We start from the raw sequence: 19,161 nt of genomic DNA on the forward strand, positions 1-19,161 counted from the left end.
GTTTTAAGGGTTTCTCTCTTTAAAAGGGCTCCCGGACATTTTAGGGGTCTTGCTCATTTCAAATTCTACAGTCGCTCCACTCATTATTTGCTCATGGGTGATATACGTTTTGTCATACGGCTGTCCGTTAACTTTGATAGATTGGATATAGATATTTTCTTTATTGACTTTGGGAGCGAGTACGGTAAAGGTTTTTCCATTTGAAAGGTGTAGCTGCATTTCCGGGAACAACGGAGTTCCTATTTCATATTTACCGCTGACAGGATTTACAGGATAGAATCCCATAGCGCTGAATACATACCATGCTGACATTTGTCCGCAGTCTTCGTTGCCGCAAAGACCGGCCGGTTCGTTCTTATAAAGCTCGTTCATTACTTTGGCCACATATTCTTGCGTGCGGTTTTCCTGTCCTATGGCATTGAACAGGTAAATAACGTGATGGCTCGGTTCATTACCATGTGCATATTGCCCTATCATACCTGTACTGAAAATGGGCAGCTCATCATCTGCTGCCGGATGGTAGGTAAACATGCTGTCCAGTTTTTCGGCAAAGCGGTTTTTACCTCCTACAAGGTCGATCAGCCCGTCAATATCATGCTGTACGGACCAGAAATATTGCCATCCGTTGCTTTCGCAGATGTGTGGTGTATAGTCATCGGCTTTGAAATCCTTGATAAAGACGCCTTTGTCGTCACGTGGCTGCATGAAAGAAGTGGTGGGGTTATAGACATTCTTGTAGTTTTGAGAACGTTTGTAAAATTCGTCCGCAATGTCTTGCTTACCCAACTTCTTTGCCATTTCGGCAATACAGTAATCATCGAAAGCATATTCCAGAGTTTTGGATAACGACCAGTTTTCTGCGTTGTAGTGGTCTGTTACATTGTAAGGTATGTATCCTAGTTCTTTGTAGAGTCCGATACCGCGATAATTATCCAGATTGGCTGTTGCTATGCAAGCATCGAGGGCTTTCTTGGCATCAAAGTCACCGATTCCTTTCAGATAGGCATCTACAATGACAGGGACAGCATGATAACCGATCATCATATCTGTTTCACTTCCATAGAAGTTCCATACAGGCAGACGTCCGTTCTGTTCGTAAAAAGCGATGAAAGATTTCACCATGTCGTTAACACGCTCCGGCTCGGTGTAGGTAAAGAGGGGATGGGCGGCACGGTACGTATCCCATAAGGAGAAAGTACTGTAATTTATCCAGCCGCCGGCCTGGTGCACTTTCTTATCGGGGCCATAGTAAGCTCCGTCTACATCACTGTAAATAGTAGGTGCAATCATTGAGTGATAGAGAGCAGTGTAGAAATTAACTTTATCATTTTCGTTATCCCCTTTTATTTCAATCTTTCCGAGTTGATGATTCCAGTTTGCTTTCGTTTCGGCCAGGTATTTGTCGAAGTCGTTTTCGGGGACTTCTGCTTGCAGGTTCTTGGCTGCGCCTTCCATGCTGACACCGGAAATAGCGGTGTTTACTAGTATCTGTTCATCCTTTTGGGTGTTGAAGTCGAAACGGGCGATCACGGCAGTACCAATGCGTTTATTATCTTTGATGATAGCGGTAGTGTCCAGTTCCATTTTCTCAAAAGGCTTGGAGAAGCGGGTGCGGAAATAGATATGCTGGTCGCGCGCCCAACCGTCAGAGAAACGGTAACCTTGAATAGTGACGGAGTCTACGACTTCGATATGAGAATCGTTGGTGAAATCCCAGTTCATGGCTTTCTTCAGGTTTAAGAAGATGGCGGATTGGGCTTCCGGGAATGTATAACGTTGGATACCACAACGCTCGGTGGCAGTCAGTTCAACATTGATATTGTAATCAGTCAGACGTACTTGATAGTAACCGGCATGGGCACTTTCATCTTTATGGGAGAATTTAGAGTGGATGCCAAGTGGAGCCTCTGCTTCCTTGTAGGGAAGGGTGACAGGCATGAAAGAAATGTCATACAAGTCTCCTGCTCCGGTGCCGGAGAGATGCGTGTGGCTGAAGCCGGCAATCGTACTATCCGGATAGAAATAACCGGAGATACGATCCCAACCGGGAAGTCCGTTATCCGGACTAAGTTGTACCATGCCAAAAGGAGCTTGGGCACCAGGATAAGTATTTCCGGTGAAGTCGGTTCCAATAAATGGATTTACATAAGATGTGTAATCTATTTCGTGTTTTTCTTGTGTAGAGGTACAAGAAATGAGCATGCAGGTTAGCAGCAGGCATAGATAAGCTGGTGTTCTCATTGCTTTTTAGGTATTAGTGATTACTTATTTTATTTATTTGAAGGATAAGAAAAATAATTAATCAGGTCACAAAGGTAGAAAAAACTGTGACAAGCCTAAATTCTAGGCTTAATATTTTTAAAGAGAGACAAATAGACTTCTACATCTAGTCGATATTCCTTGGCATCGGACAACGTATTCCTTCGTGCCGCAGGGTTGTTTCATCGATGTCGGACGGGGTGCTCATCAGTGCCTCGATTTGTATAATATTTAGGCGCGGATTACACGGATCACACGGATTTTTATTCTTTAAACCGTGAAATCCGCGTAATCCGCGCCTAATTTTAAATCTTTATGTAAAGTGAGCCTGTTATCTTCTTATCAGGCCCTTTTTATTTACTTTTAGATTCCTGCTAGCTCCAGTACTTTTTCAACAGCTGCCGGTAGGCCGTCAGTGTTTTTACCTCCTGCGGTTGCAAAGTGAGGTTGGCCACCGCCGCCACCTTGAATCAACTTGGCAGCTTCTTTCACCAGATTACCGGCTTTCAGACCACCCGCAACCAGGTTGTCGCTAAGCATGACTGTCAGCATCGGTTTACCGTTGTCTATACTTCCGGCAACGAAGAACAGGTTTTCTGTAATTTCGCCACGAAGTTGGAAAGCTATATTCTTCACTACTTCTGCCGGTAGCGGAGCACAGAACTTAACCACTTTGATGCCGTGAATTTCCTGTATATTCTTCAACAGTCTTTCCTTCAGAGCTGCTTCTTTTTCTTTCATGAAGTCTTCTACCTGCTTCTTCAATCCTGCATTTTCATCCAGATATTTGCGGATTGCAATACCCAAATCAGGAGCATTGTTGAAAAGAGCTTTCAAATCACTAAGTGTATCTTGCACTGTATCCAGCAATTCTTCTACACGCGCTCCGGTATAGGCTTCGATACGACGAACACCGGCAGCAACAGAACTTTCCGACATGATTTTCACCATACCGATATTTCCGGTTGCAGCTACGTGTGTACCTCCACAGAATTCAATAGAAGAACCGAACTGGATCACGCGTACTTTGTCACCATACTTTTCACCAAAGAGAGCGATAGCCCCCAATTCTTTAGCTTCCTCGATAGGAATGTTGCGGTATTCTTTCAAAGGAATATTGGCACGAACTCTCGCATTGACGATATGCTCTACCTTACGGATTTCTTCATCGGTCACTTTCTGGAAGTGAGAGAAGTCGAAACGTAATGAATCCGGTGTAACCAATGAACCTTTCTGTTCGATGTGTTCACCCAACACTTCACGCAAAGCAGCATCCAACAAGTGAGTTGCCGAGTGATTGGCTGCGCAGGCAGCACGTTTGTCAGTGTCTACACAAGCCATCATCGGAGCTTCCGGATGTTCGGGTAACTTTTTGGTAATATGTATCGGGAGATTGTTTTCTTTCTTGGTATCGATCACTTCAATCGTTTCGAATTCGCTTACCAATACGCCGGTATCACCGACCTGGCCACCACTTTCTGCATAGAATGGAGTATAGTCAAGTACAATCTGATACAATGTTTGGTTCTTTTGTTTGATCTGGCGATAACGAAGGATAGAAGCTTCGTATTCAGTGTAATCGTAACCAACGAATTCGGTCGTACCTTCTTTCAGCACAATCCAGTCACCAGTCTCGATAGCGGCAGCATTACGTGCACGCTGTTTCTGTTGCTGCATTTCTTCATTGAACTCTTCAATGTTGACAGTCATTTCGTTTTCACGGAGAATCAGTTCTGTCAAGTCGAGTGGGAAACCGAATGTATCATATAACGTAAAGGCATCCTTACCGCTGATTTCTGTTTTTCCGCTGGCTTTGGTATCTTCCATGGTCTTGTCCAGTAAGCGGATACCTGTTTCCAGTGTGCGGAGGAATGATTCTTCTTCTTCCTTGATTACTTTTTCAATCAGTGTTTTTTGTGCAACCAGTTCAGGATAAGCTTCTCCCATGTTATCAATCAATACAGGAAGCAACTTATACATAAATGCCTGTTTCTGTCCGAGGAAAGTATATCCGTAACGAACGGCACGGCGAAGGATACGGCGGATCACATAACCTGCTTTCGCATTAGAAGGCAACTGACCGTCTGTGATAGAGAATGCAATGGTACGGATATGGTCGGCAATTACACGCATGGCGATGTCCTGCTGCTTGTCTTTTCCGTATTCTGTACCCGACATGGCTGCAATAGCTTTTAGTATTGGCTGGAATACATCTGTGTCGTAGTTGGATGTTTTTCCTTGTAAAGCCATACAAAGACGTTCGAATCCCATGCCGGTGTCAATAACCTTGGCTGGAAGCGGCTCAAGGCTGCCATCTGCTTTGCGGTTGTATTGCATGAATACGAGATTCCAGATCTCAATCACCTGTGGATGATCGTGGTTCACGAGGTCGCGACCGGAGATCTTGGCACGTTCTTCAGCAGGACGAAGGTCGATATGGATTTCGGAACAAGGTCCGCAAGGTCCTGTATCACCCATTTCCCAGAAGTTATCGTGTTTGTTACCGTTGATGATGTGATCTTTTGGCAAGAACTGTTCCCAGTAAGAAGCAGCTTCGTCGTCACGGCTCAATCCTTCTTCGGGACTTCCTTCAAATACGGTTGCATAGAGATGTTCCGGATTCAGTTTCAAGACCTCTACCAGATATTCCCACGCCCAGCTGATTGCTTCTTTCTTGAAGTAATCGCCAAACGACCAGTTTCCAAGCATTTCAAACATGGTGTGGTGGTAGGTGTCGTGTCCAACTTCTTCCAGGTCATTATGTTTTCCGCTAACGCGCAAACATTTCTGCGAGTCCGCGACTCTTTGGTATTTCGCCGGGTGGTTACCCAAAATAATATCTTTAAACTGGTTCATCCCCGCGTTCGTAAACATCAGGGTAGGGTCATCTTTAATCACCATCGGAGCCGAGGGGACGATGTGGTGTCCTTTCGACTCAAAGAAATTCTTGAATGAATCTCTGATCTCTTTTGCAGTCAACATATTCTTCTATATATCTATCGTTGAGGTTAATATTCTCAAAAAACTGTGCAAAGATAGCTTGTTTTTACGACATAGCAAAAGTTTGTTTCAATATATTGTGCAAGGGGTTACAATATGGACATACCTACTAAAATATCTCATTAATAACCGAATGTAATAACCGATTTTAATAACGTTTGGTAATAACAAAAATGAGTGAACAAGTATTTTTAGATTTCAGTTTAAATTTCAATTTACGGCAGACAAAGAAGAATATGCCAACTATTATTTATGCCCTGTTTACCTTTAGAGGGAGACAATACAAGGTCAATATTGGAGCAAAAGTTTATCCAACACAATGGAATAAGCGAAAGCAAATAGCCACTGTAAGCAATGGGCAGACAAGGTTGGATAATAGAAATAATGAGATAGTCAATAAAAAAATAAGGTCGCTTCTTGCCATCTTTGAAGAGAAGAAGAATTATCTTTGTGAGAACTTAGAAAGGATAGATTTTCTTTTTGAGGAAATGAGACAAGCTATTAATCCTAAATTGAAATGTCGTAATTATATGGAGAAAGAAATACATTTATCAGCCACTCTGGTATTTAGAAAAATGGTGGATAAGTATGTGAAGGAAGATAGTAGTAAGAAAATATATCTAGGTTATATTAGTGCTTTTGAAGCTTTCTTGAAAGTTAAAAATATTCCTAACCGCTTATCCGTTATTAATGGAGATATTTTAACTGATTATCAACAATATTTATTGGACTTGAATCCTCGTCGTATAGCAACGCATCTAAACAAGATAAAAGGAATCAGAACATTAATTAATCATGCTAATAGAGACAAAGAGATAAAAGCTAATATAAATATAAACTCTTTTGTTGCTATCAGAGATGAACGTTCTAAAGAACAGAAGAAAAGTAAGCAAGTTCCATTGACGGAAAAGCAATTACTCGCTATATATAACTATACAAACTTAAAACCTAGGGAAGTAGAAGCTAGGGATTTGTTTATTTGTCAATGCTTGTTAGGACAGCGTATTTCAGATTTACCTAAAATATTGAAAGGAGAATATGCTATAACTCGATTGGACGATGAAAATGAAGTGATTTCATTTGCTGTTCAGAAGACTAAAGAAGAGGCTACATTGTATCTCTTTCCTGTAGTGAAAGAAATATTAGAGAGGTATAAGCAAACAGGTTTTGAACATATAGATTTACTTATAGAAGATGAGAAGGTAGTCAGGAGAAATGAAGCTAAACTGAATAGAACTATAAAACAGGTCTGTAAAAAAGTTGGATTGGATAGTGATGTTATTTATGTTGAACAGATTGGGGAAGATGTAGTTGAAAAGAAAAAGAAACTATTTGAAATGATTCATACTCATATCGCAAGACATACTTTTATCACTTTGATGTGTCGTTTGGGTGTATCAAAAGAAGATGTTATAATAGCAACTGCGCATACAGATACCACAATGATAGACGATGTTTATTTGCACGAAACTGTAAATGACAAAGGGACAAGGCTCATTAATTCTTTAAAGAAAATCAAAGGTAGTACATTATTCAAGATTGAAGAGACAAATAATATGGTAGATACTATTATGAATAAAGAAGAAACAGTTAAGAAACCAAATTCAACTGTAAACGCAATTAATAATATTACCTTTGACGTACTGTTAGACACTCAATTTTGCCTATCTAAAATCAATAAGGCTGCTGAACTTCAATCACAAGTAGGTCACGTGAAAGATGGGAAACTGTGTAGCTATAACAAAGAAATTGATTCTCTTGTAAGTGAGATTGAGAATTTTGCCCAATCTTCCACTTCTGATTTTGATGTAGCGAAACAATATGTAGAACAATTGTCTGTTTGGAAACAGTCAGACTTGAATGACAGTTTCAAAGAATTGATAATCAAATGTATCAATATTGGTGTCAGCAAGGATGCAATCATGCTGTTTATTGATAAGGCTCTGAAAATGGGATTGTTGGATAAAGTGAGATTCACCAATATAAAAGAAATTGCTACAGCCTTATTAGCTGCAAAGAGTAAGAATCTCTGACAGGAAAGATAATCGGTTTTTGAGAGAATCAAGGTTTATGGCAGGTCTGAATATCAGATTCTCCCCGAACTGCTACGGTCATGGGGAGAATTAGGGCTTTAGAGCAGTCTCAACTCCGAATATCCATAAACTCACCCTACCATTAGGCTACCTCCCCCGAAAGCCGTACCTTTGCACTACCAACATGAGATAGGAGCGGTCTCACTGAAACTACTGAATTACCCGACCTGAAATATATTTGAAGTTGAAATATCTGAATATACCTACCGATTCAATACACCTTATCTTACCAGATTATCTATTTAATAATTATTTATGGTACGAAGAATGAATGGAGAAACAGAACTTACATTCAAGCAGCTACGTGAGCTTGCATTGGCTCACCAAGTAGAAGACAGTAAAACTGTGATTGGGATATGGGCTAAGCTCAATGGATATTCCAAGAAACGCAGACAAAGAGATAACAAGGTTTCTACCGTTTACATCAAGATGAGCAATGATACATGAATAGTTTCTAATGAGGGGAGGACAGTATAAATGGTTCTCCTTTTTCGTATTTATAGGTATCAGAGTGGCATATATCCTCAACTGGATATGCAACCAAATCCAATTACCTGTTACCATGTGAGCCTTCAACGGAAATCGAAAATATATCGGCATTTGAAGCTGTAGGATTTCAATGTGCAAATAGGGGGTATGACTCGTTCATTTAGGGGGTACGGGAGTTTCAAATAGGGGGGCTACTTATAAATACCTATTATATAAATACCTATGGAATATAAATACACTACCTACCATTTGCCTTGCTATCGCAAGTCGCATGGTGAGAGACAGATTAGCTATTACAATAATCAAAAAATAATCTACGAATTATGATAATCCACTTACCTACAGGATTAGAATTTACGACCCAGAAAGAAGCCAAGTCTTATTTTGGCAACCATAGATACAGAAGATTGGTAAAGGAACACAAGATATATTTTACAAACTACTATAAACCGGTTGCTAATGACGGGAGCCCAGTTATCATACAGGAAAATAACGGAACGAATTGCAGGTAAATTAAACCTGTTAGAAGCATACCTGTTCTATTGTCTGGCTCTGAAATCAGATTGCTACACAATGGAATCCTATATCAAACAAGAGAATCTGACTGTCTTTTATGGAATCAAGAAGGTAGACCAGATAAGAGAATGGCTACACAAGTTTGAGGAACTGAATCTTATCCAGATTAATAAGTATGAAGCAAAAGGAAAGCATGGTACATTTGACAGGTGCGCATATATACTGAATACAGAGCATTTTGTTTTTATCAGTAATAAGTTATATGATGAGCCAATATCCAAACAGCTAAAAGGCTTTCTTATCCTGCTAAAATGCAAATGTCTGAATGGCAGTAATACTTGCAAATATACCCAAACAGAATTGGCAAAAGAATTAAATATTAGTAGAAGTTCCGTTTCCAGATATTTGGAGCAAGCAGAGAAATTGGAATATATAAAAAGAGATGATAAAGGAATACACCTTAGAGACAAGAAGATGTTTATTATTACTTCTGAAACTATTTTCGCTATGGTAAAGAACTACTACCCAGAGATTCTTACAGATGAAGATATAAGAGACAGATGTATTCACAATTAATAAGAAGGGAGGGCTGTACAAAGGTGTAGTTCTCCCTTTATTGTATCATTGTCTTTGCTATATTGAAGCTCCAGACCATTAATAAAGTTTGTTTTTTTAAGAAGCTAATTTTAATACTTGAGAGGGGATTAAGTCAGGAAGGCGGTACAGAAAATAGTAATATTATATCAAATAGAGTTACAATATATTGATTTATAATAACCTTGTTCTTTATTCTGTGTAAACTCTATTTGTTGTTTTTGTTTTTATCTTTACGTATATTTGTGCATCGCATTGAATTAAAATAGTAATTATGGATAAGCCATTATTTTCAAAATACTGTCATGCACTAGAATATCAACATTTATTTAAGAGTCATGATGATATGAATTTCTATTCAGCAAAGAAAGGTGATAATAACTATATAATGGTGAATGATTATGACCGTGAGAATTATGACGTGTGGTCTGAAACACCAATTATTCTCTTGGAAGATGATAGATTGCTCTGTAAGCGTAACGAGAAATATGGTGTAGTAAATGCAGAAGGTTGGACTATTATACCTTTCGTTTATGATAGATTTGATAATAGAGAAGAGGCTGAAAAAAATAGATATAGTGTTTTATTAGGCAATAAATGGGGAGTGATAGACTCATCAGGAAGGGAGCTCTTTCGAATAAAATATAATAATCCTATCCCAATATTAAAGTTTCCAAGAAGAGTTTCAACAGTTTCGAATGATGTAATAATATGCAGGGGAGGAATACTTGTTGAAGATGCAGATACTCACCGCCAAGGACTAGTTTCTTTAAATGGTCAAGAAGTTATTCCTACAATATATTCTAAAATAGAACAAAGTGGAAATTGGGACTATGTTTTTGTTAATTGGGGAGCTATAGAAGAACCTGAACCTTATAGTACGTGGAATGGCGTATGGGGATGTTATAATTGGCAGGGAAAGGAAGTAATTCCTGTAAAATATCATGCTATTCATTATATTGATGATTACTTTATTGCAGGGGATGATGAATACAGTTATGGTTATGAAGATTATGGGACATATGACTTGTATAATTTGCAAGGTACTATGATTATAGGTGGATTTAATAATTGTCAAATCGGAACAAATTATTTTATTTTCAAATTTGGAATTACTATTAAATCGCATTGGGAAAAATCTTATTGGAATGATTTTGAATATGATGAAAGATTAGTAGAAGAATTGAATTGTGATAAAATGTGTTCTATTATTGTTGATAAAGAGTTAAAATCACTAATTCCTAGGCATTTGATTGAGCAAACCCTTAAAGAAATAGAATACGAGATTGATTTTCTATGCAATAATTTGCCAGCGGGTGAAGGTTTGCTCATAGGAGAATGTCCTAAATTGTGCAAAGGCAAAAGATATAGTGAAACAGATAAGATAATAAAGGGAATTAGTGTTCATTCAGCTTCTTTTATAAATGACATCGTTGTAATGTACAGTTCAAATAAGAAAATTGCAATGAATGATGATTCAATAGTGCGATTGAAAGGAATTATTTATTGTAATGAGCTAAAAGTTATTCCTCCAACATATATAGATGTGAAATCAATAATAAATAGTGAGTTGCTTTTTATTTTAAATAAAAATGGTTTAGTTGGTATAAGGAATATTTCAAAAGAATTACTAAAACCACAATTTAACATAATTACTAATCCACATAATAACATAGCTATAGGATTTAAAATAAGATATATAGAAGAAGAGGAGATATATCAATGCCAATGTTCTTTATTAAAATTCAACGAAGATTCTATCCATCAAGAGGACATTGTGAAAATGACAGGTTCACAGCTATATGAGTTGCTATATTGTGAGTTTTCAAATTGGAGAACTTTTGAATTAAGTGAAGAACATAAAATATTGATAACGCAGTACTGGGAACATATATTTAGTAAAAATGACACTTTCTGGTATTCATATTGTAATGATTTTAAATACCTTTGGAAGGATGAACATTATGAAGAAATTAGAGAAAGTATGTCCAATGATTCGACGGACTCGTATAATTGGGAATATTATAATGATGGTTTAGATATGGACCAGCAAGATGAACGTTTTTGGAATTTTTGATTAATATATATGCTTGCTAAAATGAAATATGAAGACCTATTAAAGGAAAAAGAATGGGAAGTTAAACGCTATGAAATATTAGCTAGAGATAATTACACCTGTCAGGATTGTGGATGCAGAGGTATTAACAATGATATATTTTTTCCCCATTTCTAGTATAAGTGATTTAGATATACTTTTGCCTGACTGTTTGTTTAATGGCGAAGATTTGTCTTCTTTTTGTAGCCATATACAATGGGAAGGGCAATGTAAACATTCTTTCTCTTTGACTAATAGGTACTTGAAAGAACATTTTTATATTGCCGAAATGATAGCGACAAAAGGAAGTATTTGGGGTGCTACATCTCAATTTATATTTGTAACAAATACTTTATTTTCTGAACTGAAATTTCAACGAAATGACTACTATGATATACGCCTACAATATAAAGGAAGAATAATTAAAGACGGATATCTAACAGCTCTTATGTTTACAGAAGATATGGGACAGACAAATTATGCAGCAATAAACTATTCTTGTAAAAGTAAATCAGAAATATTAGAACTAAATATATTATTTGAGAATAAATTTTTCAGTTTCTCATTTTCTCATTCGCACCTTTATAATGAAGGAATGCTGTTCAATTTTACTCCATTAAATATCCATCATAATTACTATATATTTGGTAGAAAACCTTGGGATTATGATAATGGAGCTTTAGTAACCTTATGTTCACGTTGCCATCAAAAAAGACATAAACAAATAAAGACTCCATTATACGGACAAGACAAACAACTGATTAATCCTGCCTTACCTGTATGTGACCGTTGTAATGGAACAGGTTATTTACCTCAATATCATTATTATATGGGAGGAGTATGTTTTAAATGCCATGGTGAAGGAGTACATGGATTTTATCCCAATAGTTGAATCTCCATTTTATTTGTTTCCAAAAACTAGAGTTGAATTTGTCCAATATTCATATTAATTTCTTATATTTGTATAACCAATTCGTAGTTCTAAAATAAATTGTAAAATGAAAACGTACTCTTTACTAGGAATACTTTTATTGCTTTTCTGTACAATTAGTTTTATAAGTTGTGGTAAAGATGATTCTGAATGTAATGATATTCCTGAAAAGACTCCAAACGAGGAGTCTACAGCTTCTTATTATGTTAAGTATGAAGCAAAAGGGTCAGTGATGAATTATATTGAATCCATCATTGTTACAACTGATAAAGGAAGTGAAACTATTACTCATAGAAGAAGTTGGTCACAAACTTACGGTCCTGTTTCCAAAGGATTCAAAGCAAGTATAACAGCTATAGGGGGATGGCCTACTGTTAATATCTATGTTTGTAGAGGTGAAGAGCCTTTTGTACTAAAGAAAACTAGTAGTTCTGGAAGTTCTACCTCATCGACCTCTGCATCTTATACTATAGACTTTTAAATATACATAGCGTCACATTTCAATTAATTTACTCCACAGTTTCAATATATTTAAGCTCCAACTATTAACAGGTTTGGGGCTTTTTATGTATATCCCCAACTCAAAAATATAGGTACTTGAAATCATACCCCCACCCCTTTTATTGAGGAAGTACTTTCTATTTGGACTTCATGTTTTGATAAAGTGAAATATTTGATTTGTCAGAAAGTACGTAGGGATATATCAGATGTATGTTGTGCGCTGTACTTTACTATTACCCCAAACGCCCCTCACCAATTGGTAGGAAAAATGAAAAGATGCACATAAAGCACTTTCCCTCTCCCAATGAGTTTTATGTGTAAATCGCCAATCAGACAAAGACAGATTATTTATGATTTACTACATGATTACACATTTGCAAGAGAGTGGAAAGTTCTTTATGTCAAACTATCATTTTGTCCTTAAATGCACTATTTACTAATCATATTAACTTAATAATTTATCAGATTATGGAAACGTTACAGATTATGCCAGTACAGAGAACTAGTAGTAGAAATTTTGGTGATTATGCAGAAGAAGCGCTAATAGTTGAAGAGCAACCTACCAAACAGAAGCGACCGTTGTTCATTGAAGCTAACACGATTGAAGCCAGTTTGGAACATCTAAGGAATGATTGTATTATACCTGTATTCGCAAAGGACAACGAAGCTACATTGTCTCATGTGGCTTTCATTGAAGCGGTACAGGATGCAACCAATACATTCTTTCAAGGTGAACAAATTGAACTACCTGACATTCGTGTATCTCATGTGATTAAAGGTAGGATTCCAGAAGCGATACATAAGCCAGCCAATCAGTTATTAGAAAGTGACAAGACTATCTACTATGAAAGGTGCGCTTTCGTTATTGAAGTTCCTACTATCTATGAGACAGTACACGGTAATAGGTTAACCCTTACTATTGGTGGTGTAAGAGCCTACAACCACACTAATCTTTACTCAAAGAAAGGTGCGGAACGGTTTAAAGTGTTCATTGGTTTCACCTGTAAGGTTTGCACCAATCTATGTGTATCTACAGACGGTTATCTTAGTTGCTTGGAAGTTACCAATACAAGGGATTTATATCAAGCGGTATTGGAAATGTTCCACAAATACGATGCAGCCAAACACATACATTTGATGCAGACTTTAGGCAATACCAGTATGACGGAACATCAATTCTGCCAACTACTTGGAAGGATGAGACTTTACCAGTCATTACCGCAAGGCTATCAAAAGGACATACCTAAAATGTTGCTAACTGATACACAGGTTAACAATGTGGCTAAAGCGTATATCAATGATGAGAACTTTGGCAGTTTGGGAAATGACTTGTCTATGTGGAAGTTCTACAACTTGCTCACAGGTGCTAATAAGAGCAGCTATATAGATTCATTCTTGGATAGAGCCTATAATGCTACAGAATTGGCAACAGGGATATGTTCCGCTTTACATGGTGACAACAAATACCAATGGTTTCTTAGTTAGTGGTATTTGAGAATACACAGGATTGTCAAATACAGAAAAAGGGCATCTATATGATAAAATATAGGTGTCCTTTCTTTATTCCATCACTTATTAATAATCAAAGATTATGTTACAAGCATTATTAATCGTTACATTTTGGATTATAGTTTTCTTTATTGCGTGTGCAATTTCACCTATTGCATTCATCTTGTTGGTTATTTGGACTATATATCAATATTTATTATTGTTGAGATAGTACATTGAAATGCAGAGAAACAAAGGGCATCTATACAGATGCTCTTTTTATTTATAAACCTCTTAAATATTAAAGAATATGGTAATAGAAGGCAGTCGCGAATACAAGGCAGCGCAAGAACTTGAAAGAGCCTTGAACGATTATGGTTGGAATCCAAAAAAGATTTGCTGAAAGTACAAGGTATTATCACCGTACACTACAGCAGGAATTAATAAAGACTATTGTAGAGATTATCCGCATGGTTGGTAACAAGAACTATGGCACAGACCTTAGAAACCAAGCGTCACACGAACTTTGCAAAAGGATAGTTGATAGCGGTGTATTGGATGAAGCTCACCTGCCATTTATATAGGCAAAATGGAAGCAAGGACATTATTTGTTTGGTGTCCTTGCTTTATAAAAATGTTCACTTTGTTAATTAGTGAATGTTTGCTTAGTAATCAGCAAGTTAGATATTCCAGTTAGAAATTAATTTTCACTTTTATTTGTTTAACTACATAACTGAACATTATGAGCTTGAAATACAGTAATACAACGGCTGATTTCCTGCAATGGGATGAAGCCATGAATCTAATAAGGAAGTTGGCAAAAGACGGTAATTATAAAATGTCACTTCTTATTGCTTTGGGTTGTTTCACAGGTCTAAGAATTTCTGATATTCTTTCTTTAAGATGGAATCAGGTATTAGATACAGACGAGTTTACCATCATAGAGCATAAAACGAAAAAGAAACGGACTATCAGAGTTAACCTACAACTAAAAAGCATATCAGAGATTGCTATGAGCATATAAAGCCTGTTGGTATTAATGCTCCTATTCTGATAAGCCAGAAAGGAACGGTTTTCAGTATTCAGAGGATAAACGGGGTACTGAAAGAGATTAAGAAGAAGTACAAGTTGCATATAGGCAATTTTTCATGTCATTCTCTTAGAAAGACCTTTGGCAGACAAGTCTACAACATGAATAACGATAATTCAGAGCTTGCACTTGTTAAGCTCATGGAACTATTCAATCATTCCAGTGTATCAATTACTAAAAGATACTTGGGATTGAGACAGGAAGAGCTACTTAATACTTATGACTGTCTTAGCTTCTAATAGTTGGGTTGGTATGAAAGTATCAAATTCCTGTTTATATGGGGACTTGGCAAGTTTCATACCAACCTTGAATTATTGACTACAAGTGTTTCTCAACATTTAATAAACAATAGTTCTTGCAAATTAAACAGCTTTTAGTAACTTTGTAGCAATTTCAGACTTCTATGGAGATAGTTCTGAAAGGACATAGTTAACGAAGAGCGTTTGATATATTATCCTGTTATGAAATCTGGACAATTTCAAAGAATGAGGATAGTAGGCAAGAACGCTCACGTCAGTGTTATATATTCATCTTAAGGGATGAACTATATACTTTTCTGGCGTGGGCTATTGTTTATTACTCATTCTTGGGCAGTCCAGAGCCTCATAACGGTAATATTCAATAGTTTCCACGCTTTTTGTATGTAGTAGCCAACTCTAGGGAACAAGTTGGCATTAAATATAAAAATATAAGAAACAGACAGTCTATCTAATTTACCAATCAAGTAATTTTATTAAAGAAGTGTGCAACTATGTTGTGTTCCTCACACTTGTATCTCAATTATTCACGCTTTCTATTAGGAACGTAGAAGCACAACTATAAGTAATTATGAAACAGCAGCAACTATTAATTATACTTATGTTGTTCACGTTCAATATAAGTTCCTTTTCACAGAGAATTGACACACTTTATTATGATAGCGCAGGAAAAGGGGTTGAAACAAAAGAATTCGCTACTTGTGTTATATATTTTCAGTACGCTAAAGACTCACACTATAGTAATAAGTTCAGAGCATACAATACTGTAAGTAATACTTTATGGGGGAAGGAGATTTTATATCAGTGGATAAATATGATTTAGAAAAAATGGTTTATGACAATGAGGTAAAGCTCTACTATAATAATGGAAAAGTACAACAGATAGCTCACTATCAAAACGGCAAATTTCATGGAGACGTAGTGCTCTTTTACGAAAACGGGCAAATACAATCTTGTTGTGCATATAATGAAGGCGTGCCTCATGGTAATAGTATCGCTTATTATCAAAATGGATTAATATCTAAAAAGGCAAATTTTGTAGATGGTAAATTTGATGGTATCTATTATGAGTTTCCTGAAGATGGCAAATCGTGTAACCAAGTTGAATATAAGAACGGCGAACCTGTTACACCATATTATACCCAATCAACCAGTGAAGGATATGTAACAAAATATAAATTGCAAGATGGTTCACTGTATTTGGAAATGCCTACGATTAATGAAAAACAAACTTTCCATGATAAAGGTACTACATGGGATTATTACACAAAAAACGGACTAACATTATTAGTTAGTGCTAGTGCTAATAGAGACTATGGAAAGTACTATACATTGAGTATCGTTCTTACTAATAACTCTAATCAACCAATAGACTTTAACCCTTCGCTTATTACTGCATACAACAACAAGAAGAACAAGATGGAAACATTAAAAGTACTGGAAGCTAATGAATATATTGAACGTGTCAGCCGTAGGCAAAACTGGGGTGCTTTTTTTAATGCTTTCAATGAAAATATGGCAGCAGCAAAAGCAGGATATTCGGCTTCTTCAACACAAACCAACTCGTCTTATGCAGGTGGCTCTGTATCTGGTGCTGTAGGTGCAGCTGTTGGTACTAATGGAGCGGCAGTAGGTGCGGCAGTAGGTGCAACAGCGTATGCAGGTTCTGTTAATACATCTTCCACCACAGTAAGTTATAATGGAGCAGCAGCATATCAAGCTCAATTAATAGCCAGTGATAGAATTGCTAACTATAATGAACAATTATTGAACGAAAGGCAAATGAAAGATGAAGGTTACTTGAAACGGACTACTGTAGGGGCAGGAGAATCCATTTCTGGGTATATCAATGTTAAATTTGAAAAAGGAGATGAACTAACCGTAAATATACCTATCAATTCAATAGTATATCCTTTTATCTGGACTACCAATAATTAATTTAATACTTATAACGATGAAATATACAATGAGAACAATCTTATTTGTGCTTCTTTTGTTAATGGGAGCAAATGTAACATATGCGTATGAAGATTCAAATGATTTTACTATACCTGCCAATACCCCAATTCCATTAATCTTAGACTATAATATAAGTTCAAAAAAGATTAAGAAAGGAATGGAGGTGGAATTTAAAGTAGCACAAGATATTTTTATAGGAAACAATTCCATACCACAAGGAACTATTGCTATAGGTAAAGTTGTCAAAGCTTCTAAAGGAAAATGTTGGGGAAAGGCAGGTAAACTTTCTGTTGAGATAGACAGACTGCAACTTGCCAACAATATCCCACTAAAATTGAAAGCACCCAATATTGAGAAGGAAGGATTCTCCAAAAAGGGTTCTGCATGGACTTGGTTTTGGTGCACTATCCTATTTGTTCCTCTGAATGTAATTCCACCACTTTGTATTAAAGGAGAAAACACAGAAATACAGCAAGGATTCACATTTGTTGCATATACAGTCGAACAACAGACTATTAAATAACAAATAGGACTATTGAAGGCAGCATTTGAAGTAACATTCACTTGCTGCCTTTTTTTAGTTCATCTCCTTCTCTTCTTTACTAATTTACATTTATTCTTCTTGGGTGAATTTGAGAATAGTTGTTCTATCACCTCCCTTGTCACAGGTCTGTATATAATATCTGTATATGTGGTCTCTCTAATCTCTTGTGGTAAATAAGGAACCACGGTGCTCTTCTTTGGTGTTACTTGCATATTTGTGTGAAAATAGATAGGTTGTTAATTGATTTATCTACAACAAAGTTACTGATAAGAATCAGGTAAAGCTAATGCAAAACATACATTCTGAATTATTGAGGTATATGTGTGTATTTCTTCAAAAAGATTCGATTTGAGGTAGCAAATAGAGCAGATGTTAGAACTGAATTACGTCTAATATTTATGATTCAATTTTTTGATTCCACAGGACATAAAGAAACTAAATCATTGATAAGGCGGTAAGTGATAGTTCATTTACAGCTTTATTTTTTATGATACGGTGGGCTGGAATATTAGATAAATTTGTTTCTTTGCAATCATTAAATTTAAAAGATAATACCATGAAGAAATTACGCCGACGACTTATTGATATGGCATTTGCCAAAGAGCCAGAAAAGAAAGACAAGATTGTAGAACTAGCCAAGAAGTATAATATTCTCAAATGTGATGATGATACAGATAATCTTCTACTTCAGTTTACAAGAAAAGAGGTGACTAAATACGAAAGAACAGATATTAAAAAGTTATGTAAACTAATTCTATATCTAATTCAAGAGAATAAACAAATAACCTTTAAAAGTGCTACATCGAAAGAGAAACATATTATAGATACCGAACAAATCTCAATGATTAAATCATTATTATGCAACAAACTGTTTATGATATTATTATCTAATCCATACCAATATCGGGATTATCTGGAATGGAGTGCCCCTTTTTATGGTTTTTGTATCAAATTCAACAAAGGAAAGAATTTTATCACATACATAGATGAAGATAATAATAAGATTTATCCTAAAGGTATATTAGATACAAAACTGAAACAGTTGATGCAGAGAGAGGAAATCTTATTTAACGAGAACGGTAAATATTATATTGGTACGTTACTGTCTTATTGGAGAAAGAATTTGTTAGATGCAGGTTTTTTCACAAAAGGAATAAAGACTATAAGAAACGAAGAAGCAGCATTTCTATATGACTTGTTAAGCTTATATGATGTGCAAATACCGAATAGGGATAAATATGAAGAGAGGGTATCAGCACAGGATAAGAAAGAATATATAAGGGTAGAATTAGATAAAGTTCATGCTTTCTTAGGATAAAATACTGCCCAAAGATGCCTTATTCCT

At 36.3% G+C, this 19,161-nt stretch carries 12 protein-coding genes and 2 pseudogenes; 12 read left to right on the forward strand and 2 right to left on the reverse strand.

The annotated features are described in order from the left end of the window. Window positions 1-3: 3 nt before the first annotated feature. Both NXX38_RS11545 and alaS read right to left on the reverse strand, forming a co-directional pair. A complete protein-coding gene (locus NXX38_RS11545; RefSeq protein WP_258979512.1) occupies window positions 4-2,241 on the reverse strand; it encodes a GH92 family glycosyl hydrolase in 2,238 nt (745 codons plus the stop codon). Between the two features lie 381 nt (window positions 2,242-2,622). After that, window positions 2,623-5,241, reverse strand: coding sequence for an alanine--tRNA ligase (gene alaS / locus NXX38_RS11550; RefSeq protein ID WP_074638093.1), 2,619 nt, complete (start codon window positions 5,239-5,241; stop codon window positions 2,623-2,625). A gap of 191 nt (window positions 5,242-5,432) precedes the next feature. Here alaS and NXX38_RS11555 point away from each other — a divergent pair, with 191 nt between their 5' ends. From NXX38_RS11555 to NXX38_RS11610, 12 genes and pseudogenes are all read left to right on the forward strand, one after another. Next, window positions 5,433-7,292: a site-specific integrase gene (locus tag NXX38_RS11555; protein WP_258979513.1), complete on the forward strand. Its 1,860-nt coding sequence runs from the start codon at window positions 5,433-5,435 to the stop codon at window positions 7,290-7,292. A gap of 315 nt (window positions 7,293-7,607) precedes the next feature. Further along, a complete protein-coding gene (locus tag NXX38_RS11560) occupies window positions 7,608-7,799 on the forward strand; it encodes a hypothetical protein (RefSeq protein WP_258979514.1) in 192 nt (63 codons plus the stop codon). Window positions 7,800-8,300: 501 nt separating this feature from the next. After that, the gene (locus tag NXX38_RS11565) at window positions 8,301-8,933 is read left to right on the forward strand and encodes a helix-turn-helix domain-containing protein (protein ID WP_258979515.1); all 633 of its coding nucleotides are present in this window, start codon (window positions 8,301-8,303) and stop codon (window positions 8,931-8,933) included. A gap of 292 nt (window positions 8,934-9,225) precedes the next feature. After that, window positions 9,226-11,028, forward strand: a complete 1,803-nt coding sequence (locus tag NXX38_RS11570) for a WG repeat-containing protein (RefSeq protein WP_258979516.1) — start codon at window positions 9,226-9,228, stop codon at window positions 11,026-11,028. A 109-nt stretch (window positions 11,029-11,137) separates the two neighbouring features. Next, window positions 11,138-11,938: a hypothetical protein gene (locus NXX38_RS11575; RefSeq protein ID WP_258979517.1), complete on the forward strand. Its 801-nt coding sequence runs from the start codon at window positions 11,138-11,140 to the stop codon at window positions 11,936-11,938. A gap of 106 nt (window positions 11,939-12,044) precedes the next feature. Beyond that, window positions 12,045-12,458 (forward strand): hypothetical protein, encoded by a 414-nt coding sequence (locus NXX38_RS11580; RefSeq protein ID WP_258979518.1) that lies wholly within the window; start codon window positions 12,045-12,047, stop codon window positions 12,456-12,458. Window positions 12,459-12,946: 488 nt separating this feature from the next. Then, entirely contained in the window at window positions 12,947-13,963 is a 1,017-nt protein-coding gene (locus tag NXX38_RS11585) for a DUF3871 family protein (protein WP_258979519.1), read from the forward strand. A gap of 313 nt (window positions 13,964-14,276) precedes the next feature. Beyond that, a pseudogene (locus NXX38_RS11590) lies at window positions 14,277-14,550 on the forward strand (hypothetical protein). Window positions 14,551-14,708: 158 nt separating this feature from the next. Continuing rightward, window positions 14,709-15,295, forward strand: a pseudogene (locus tag NXX38_RS11595) (tyrosine-type recombinase/integrase). Between the two features lie 798 nt (window positions 15,296-16,093). Next, the gene (locus NXX38_RS11600) at window positions 16,094-17,251 is read left to right on the forward strand and encodes a toxin-antitoxin system YwqK family antitoxin (RefSeq protein WP_258979520.1); all 1,158 of its coding nucleotides are present in this window, start codon (window positions 16,094-16,096) and stop codon (window positions 17,249-17,251) included. A gap of 16 nt (window positions 17,252-17,267) precedes the next feature. Next, complete coding sequence (locus NXX38_RS11605; RefSeq protein ID WP_258979521.1) at window positions 17,268-17,795, forward strand: hypothetical protein; 528 nt, start codon at window positions 17,268-17,270, stop codon at window positions 17,793-17,795. A 577-nt stretch (window positions 17,796-18,372) separates the two neighbouring features. Beyond that, a complete protein-coding gene (locus NXX38_RS11610; protein ID WP_258979522.1) occupies window positions 18,373-19,134 on the forward strand; it encodes a hypothetical protein in 762 nt (253 codons plus the stop codon). Window positions 19,135-19,161: the final 27 nt, after the last annotated feature.

Source organism: Bacteroides sp. BFG-637 (assembly GCF_024793605.1).
Lineage (GTDB): Bacteria > Bacteroidota > Bacteroidia > Bacteroidales > Bacteroidaceae > Bacteroides > Bacteroides vicugnae.